The 6,000-nt window shown below is 69.7% G+C and carries 5 protein-coding genes; 3 read left to right on the top strand and 2 right to left on the bottom strand.

Going from position 1 to position 6,000, the window contains the following annotated elements; translation table 11 throughout:
- Positions 1-448: 448 nt before the first annotated feature.
- Both ABJK40_RS16535 and ABJK40_RS16530 read left to right on the top strand, forming a co-directional pair.
- Positions 449-1,294 (top strand): enoyl-CoA hydratase/isomerase family protein, encoded by an 846-nt coding sequence (locus ABJK40_RS16535; RefSeq protein WP_348482326.1) that lies wholly within the window; start codon positions 449-451, stop codon positions 1,292-1,294.
- The gene (locus tag ABJK40_RS16530; RefSeq protein WP_348482327.1) at positions 1,291-2,097 is read left to right on the top strand and encodes an inositol monophosphatase family protein; all 807 of its coding nucleotides are present in this window, start codon (positions 1,291-1,293) and stop codon (positions 2,095-2,097) included. Before ABJK40_RS16535 ends, ABJK40_RS16530 begins: the two co-directional genes overlap by 4 nt.
- A 39-nt stretch (positions 2,098-2,136) precedes the next feature.
- On the opposite strand, the gene ABJK40_RS16525 is transcribed toward ABJK40_RS16530, so the two are convergent.
- Together ABJK40_RS16525 and ABJK40_RS16520 are read right to left on the bottom strand one after the other, a co-directional pair.
- On the bottom strand, positions 2,137-3,612 hold the full coding sequence (locus ABJK40_RS16525) for a protein adenylyltransferase SelO (RefSeq protein WP_348482329.1): 1,476 nt from the start codon (positions 3,610-3,612) through the stop codon (positions 2,137-2,139).
- A 249-nt stretch (positions 3,613-3,861) separates the two neighbouring features.
- Positions 3,862-4,671, bottom strand: coding sequence for a hypothetical protein (locus ABJK40_RS16520; protein ID WP_348482331.1), 810 nt, complete (start codon positions 4,669-4,671; stop codon positions 3,862-3,864).
- 154 nt (positions 4,672-4,825) lie between these two features.
- Between ABJK40_RS16520 and ABJK40_RS16515 the strand changes: the two genes are divergently transcribed.
- A complete protein-coding gene (locus ABJK40_RS16515) occupies positions 4,826-5,989 on the top strand; it encodes a PLP-dependent aspartate aminotransferase family protein (RefSeq protein WP_348482333.1) in 1,164 nt (387 codons plus the stop codon).
- The last annotated feature ends 11 nt before the right edge of the window (positions 5,990-6,000 follow it).

Below are 6,000 nucleotides of genomic sequence, written 5' to 3'. Positions count from 1 at the left end.
CGATGGCGGCATCGACGGCGGGGGCGGAGGCATCGGTGCCGGCGCGGAGGTGTCGATCGTCATGCTCTGCTGTCGGCACATTCGTCGGACCGCTTGAATCGGCACGCGAACGGGCCCCACCCTGGATCGGATGGGGCCCGTGGCCGACGGGGTGGTCCCGGTCGGGTCGAATCGTTGACGGGTCGCTCGCGACCCGTCGATCGCTCAGACTCGCTTGGCGAAGTAGATGATCGCCAGGATGACGAGAATGGTGATGAGAATGCCTCCGATGCCGTAGCCCATGAGGTTCCTTTCTGTTGTTCGCCCCTCCCTGCGAGTGACGTGAGATCGAGTGTCGACCACAACCGAGCGCCCGAAACCACCCGTCCGGGTGATCCCCCCATCTGCGTATGGTGGTGACACAACGCGCCCGGGTCACCCTTCAGAGGTGTCGGTAGTGTTCGCGGCCATGTCCAGCACCGCTCCCGAACCCCACGACCCGAGCGACGATCGGTACGCCGTCTACGACCGCCTCCGGTTCGCCTGGCCCGACGGCGTGGGCGGCGGCGTGCTGCTGATCACGCTGGACGACCCCGACAGGATGAACGCCACCGATGGTGCGATGCACCTGCAGTTGTCCAGGGTGTTCCGCACGATCGGCGACGACACGAGGGTGCGCTGCGTGGTGGTGACCGGAGCCGGTCGCGCCTTCTCGGCGGGTGGCGATCTGGACTGGATCGCCGAGCAGGTCGGCGACTACGCGCAGACCGTCCGGGTGATGAAGGAAGCGGGCGACATCGTGCGCACGATGATCGACTGCGACACACCGATCGTGTCGGCGATCAACGGCGTGGCCGTCGGAGCCGGGCTGGCCGTGGCGCTGATGGCCGACGTGAGCGTGATCAACGAGGACGCGAAGCTCACCGACGGCCACATCCGTCTCGGCGTCGCAGGGGGCGATCACGCCGTGGCGATCTGGCCGCTCCTGTGCGGGATGGCGAAAGCCAAGTACTACCTGCTCACGGCCGACTTCCTCGACGGCCGAGAGGCCGAACGGATCGGCCTGGTGTCCAAGGCCGTTGCGGCCGACGAGGTCATGGACACCGCGCTCGGCGTCGCCCGCAAACTCGCTGCAGGACCGGTGGATGCGACCCGGATGACCAAACGAGCGCTCAACCACTGGCTGCGCCAGGCGCTGCCGAACTTCGAGGCCTCGCTCGCCTACGAGATGCTCAACTTCCTCGGACCCGATGCCGCCGAGGGACTCGCGGCTCTGCAGGAGAAGCGCTCGCCGGACTTCGGCGGCCCCTCGTGAGCGGCGACCATCTCCCCCAGGGCCTCGAGGGCGACCTGGCCCTGGCGCTGTCGGTCGCCGACGCAGCCGACCGCTTCACGCTGCCGCACTTCGAAGCTCGGGACTTCGCCGTCGACTGGAAGACGAACGCAACGGAGGTGACCGAGATCGACCACGGCGCCGAGTCACTCGTCGTCGACCTGCTCACGACGGAGCGACCCGATCACGGTGTGTTCGGCGAGGAGCACGGCCTGGCCGGCGATGCGGACTCGGAGTGGCGCTGGATGATCGACCCGATCGACGGCACCTCGGGGTTCGTGCGCGGCATCCCGGTGTGGGCGACCCTGATCGCGCTCACCAATCGCGGCCTCCCCGTGCTCGGCGTCGTGTCGGCCCCCGCGCTCGGCTTCCGGTGGTGGGGCGGCGTGGGTCTGGGTGCCCACCTCGCGGCGCGAGGGGTGAACCGCACGCTGACCGTCTCGACGGTCGCCGACATGGCCGAGGCCCAGGTGAGCATCACCCACAACGCCGGGTGGGACGACCTGGGGCTGACCGATCGCCTCGTCTCGTTGCAGCAACGCGCTCGGCGCAGCCGCGGGATGGGCGACTTCTGGCAGCACATGCTGGTCGCCGAGGGGGCGATGGACGTCGCCGTCGACGCAGTCGGTGTCGCTCCGTACGATCTCGCCGCGATCAAGCCGATCGTGGAGGCGGCCGGTGGCAGGTTCACCGATCGACTGGGCGAGGCGACCCACGAACACGACACGGCGATCAGCACGAACGGCCTGCTCCACGACGAGGTCGTCGCCATCCTCGCCCCCTGACGGTGCCGTCGACCGGCACGTCGAGCGCGCTGGTCGACGTCAGGTACCGCAGAAGGTCTGGTAGCCGGCAGCGAACGCGTCGGGTGCCGGCTCGGAGAAGCGCTCGAGTCCGGGTCGCTCGGTGAACGGGTCGGCGAGCACGTCCATCAGTTCCTCGAACGGTGAGAGGTCTCCCTCGGCTCCGGCGGAGAGCGCAGCTTCGACCAGGTGGTTGCGTGGCACGTGGAGCGGATTCGCGGCGTCGATGGCCGCTGCGACATCTGGCCGCGCGGAGCCGTCGGATCCGGCGTGCGCGGCACGGAATCGATCGAGCCAGTCGGTCGCCTCCTCGTCGCCACCGACTCGCTCGTGGAACGGGTCGGCGTCGCCGCGGACCACGTCGGACAGGCTGCGCCACGTGAGCGTGAAGTCGGCGCTGCGTGACTGCATCAGAGCGAGGAGGTCGCCGGCCAGTCCGCCCACGTCCGTGCGGTCGGCGTCGAGGCCGAGCTTGGCGGCCTGCCCCGACACGAGATGGTGTCGGTATCGGTCGGGGAACGTCCGCAGGAGGTCGGTCGCCCGTTCGACCGCAGCATCGACGTCGGTGTCGATCAGCGGGAGCAGCGGCTCGGCGAGACGCGCCAGGTTCCACTGTCCGATCGACGGCTGGTTCCCGTAGGCGTATCGCCCACCGTGGTCGATCGAACTGAAGACGGTCGTCGGATCGTAGACGTCCATGAACGCGCAGGGCCCGAAGTCGATCGTCTCACCCGAGATCGTGACGTTGTCGGTGTTCATCACGCCGTGGACGAAGCCGACGTTCATCCATCGGGCGATCAGCTCGGCCTGTGCCTCCATCACCGCGTCGAGGAAGGCGAGCGCCGGTACCTCGGCGTCGGCCGCACCCTGGTGATGACGGGCGATCGCGTGGTCGAGCAGCGCCGCCAGGACCCCGGGGTCATCGAGCGACGCGGCGTACTGGAACGACCCGACCCGGAGATGACTCGATGCGACCCGGACGAACACGGCGCCCGGAAGCATCGTGTCGCGTCGCACCGACTCGCCGGTGGCCACGACGGCGAGCGCGCGGGTCGTCGGGATTCCCAGTGCGTGCATCGCCTCGCACATCAGGTACTCGCGCAGCATCGGGCCGACGGCGGCCAAACCGTCCCCGCCGCGAGCGAACGGCGTCCGCCCGGAGCCCTTGAGGTGGAGGTCGTGCCGGTCACCCGACGGCCCGACCACCTCACCGAGGAGGAGTGCGCGGCCGTCGCCGAGCCGAGGTGAGTAGCCGCCGAACTGGTGGCCGGCGTAGTCCTGCGCCACCGGTTCGGCACCGTCGGGGACCGTGTTGCCGACGAGCACGTCGACCCCCTCCGCCGACCTCAGCCAGTCGGCGTCGATGCCGAGGTCACACGCGAGCCCCTCGTTCAGGGCGAGGAGCTGCGGCACCGGAGCAGTTGCCGCTTCCCAGCGTTCGTACATGCCCGGCAGGTCTCGCACGAAGGAGTTGTCGAAGGCGATCGGCGTCGTCACCCCGTCGACCGTATCGACACCCGGCTCCGATGGCAGACGGCCGGGACGGCCCACCGCACCGGACCGGTGGCCACGGTCCACTCCTCTCGCCGATCGCCCGATGAGTTCGGTGTGCCGACGAACCGGAATCGCAAGCTGGCCGACCGACGAGTCCCCCCGACGGCTCGCTTCGGCAGGCCGGCTTGCGGTTCACGAACTCGTGGACCCGGAACCCACACGTGGCGGCACTCCGGACTGTCCACGATGCGGTCAACGCCAGCCGGTCGCGGTTCGCTGCGCACGGCGGGCCATGCGCCCGAGCAACCCCGTGGGTTGCTCGCCGCGCTCGACCCGTGACAGGACGCGCTCGAGTTCGAGTTCCAACCGGTCGGCGTGGCCGCGTCCCGATCGAGCCAGGAAGTAGCCGCCGACGGCGAGCGGGACGGCCACGACCGGGAAGGCGACCAGAGCTTCACCCGACAGAACGAGTGCGGCCACGCCACCTCCCGCGACACCGGTGCCGGCGAGCGATCCACCACCGACGAGGCGGGTCTGACGTGGGCCCGAACGATCGGCGCTGATGCGGACCAGGGTGCGTGGCCGGGTGGGCGTCGAACCGACGGTCTGGGCGACGGCCTGCACGACGAGGGACGACGCCGCCAGACGGCCGTCGCCCCGGGACGCCGACATCATCCGGCCGATGCGAGCCGACGTGTCGTTCCGTCGGCGAGCGAACAACGTGCCGTCGGATCGGCGGTCACAGGTGAGGCGGTGGAGGGAGGTCAGCCATGCCTCGATCCCTCCGATCGTCTGGTCGACGGTCAGGTGCAGGTCTCGTTCCACCACGACCTCGGTCGAGCCGGCCAGGCGATCGAGTCGACGTGCGGGCGGGGCGACGATCGAGATCCGTTCGATCGCCAGCGAATCACGCACCGCATTCGGGTCGATGCCGACCTCTTCGGCCGCCGCGATCAGTGCCTCGGGTTCGACGCCCGAATCGGCGACCGAAGCCGCGTTCTCCAGTCGGTGAGCGCGAGCGAGGATCCGGTCCACCGCCTCGCGATCCAGCCGTTCACGCACCCCCGAACTCTATGCCCGTGTCCGAATCGGCTCGCCACCGCCTCGGCGTGGCGGTCGGGCGTCGTGTGGGTCGACGCGGCACGTCGCCACGGCACGTCGCGACGAGCCGTGAATCGTCGGAAAGTCGACTCCGATGGTCAGATATCGTGCGCGCATGCGCGAGCACCCACCCCTCTCGCCTGCCACGCAGGCGATCACGTCCGGGCGCAGCTCCGGCGGGCGCTCGCTCGCTCCGGCACTGTGGGCCTCGTCCACCTGGGAATCGGAGTCCCTGGACGATGCTCACCGTCGGGCGACGGGTCTGCGCCAGACCGACTTCTACAGTCGCTACTGCAATCCGACCGTCCGCTCGTTCGAGGAGGCGGTCCGCGACCTGGAGGGGGCCGAGGAGTCGCTCGCCTTCGCCTCGGGCATGGGGGCCATCGCCTCGACCATCCTCGGCCTGTGCTCCGCCGGCAGCCACATCGTCGCCCAACGCCAGCTGTACGCGGGCACGCTGGCATTCCTCCAGGGACCGTGTGCGCGATTCGGGATCGAGACGACGTTCGTCGACGTGGCCACACCCGGCGCATTCACCGCAGCCGTGCAGCCCGGACGCACCATGATGGTGCTGGCCGAGTCACCGTCGAACCCGCGCCTCGAACTCGCCGACCTCGACGAACTCGGAGCGATCAAGGGGCCGTTCACCGTCGTGGACTCGACGTTCGCAACGCCGCTCGGGCAGCGTCCACTCGACCACGGCGTCGACATCTCGCTGCACTCGGCCACGAAGGGGATCGCCGGCCACAACGATGCGACGCTCGGGGTGATCTCGGGTGACGCCGACCTGCTCGGGGAGATCTGGGCCTACGGCGTCTTGCACGGGGCGACCCCGTCACCGTTCGACGCGCTCAACGCACTGCGCGGGATCCGGACGCTCGCCGTCCGCACGCGCCAGCAGAACGACTCGGCGCGTTCGCTCGCCGTGATGCTGGCCGACCATCCCGCCGTGGCGGAGACCCACTACCCCGGCTTGAGCGAGCACCCGCAGCATGCTCTGGCCGGCCGCCAGTTGCTGCAGTACGGCACGGTCCTGTCGTTCGACGTCGGCTCTCGTGACGCAGCGGCGCGGCTGCTCGACCGGGTCGAACTGTGTCGTGTTGCCACATCGCTCGGCGGCCCCGAGACGCTGGTCTGCCACCCTGCGACATCGACCCACGCCAGCCTGACCCCGGACGAACAGGAGTCGAGCGGCGTGACACCGGGGCTGATCCGGATGTCGGTCGGCCTCGAGGAGACCGTCGATCTGCTCGCCGACCTGGAGCAGGCCCTGGCCTGACCTATCGTCGG

It is taken from the genome of Ilumatobacter sp. (assembly GCF_039969435.1).
Lineage (GTDB): Bacteria > Actinomycetota > Acidimicrobiia > Acidimicrobiales > Ilumatobacteraceae > Ilumatobacter_A.
The sequence above is the reverse complement of the archived record's forward strand: the minus strand, read 5'-3'. Positions and strand labels throughout refer to the sequence as shown.

Coding starts and splice junctions, on each gene's coding strand:
- ABJK40_RS16515 (WP_348482333.1), top strand. CDS start 4,826: ATGCGCGAGCACCCACCCCTCTCGCCTGCCACGCAGGCGATCACGTCC.
- ABJK40_RS16535 (WP_348482326.1), top strand. CDS start 449: ATGTCCAGCACCGCTCCCGAACCCCACGACCCGAGCGACGATCGGTAC.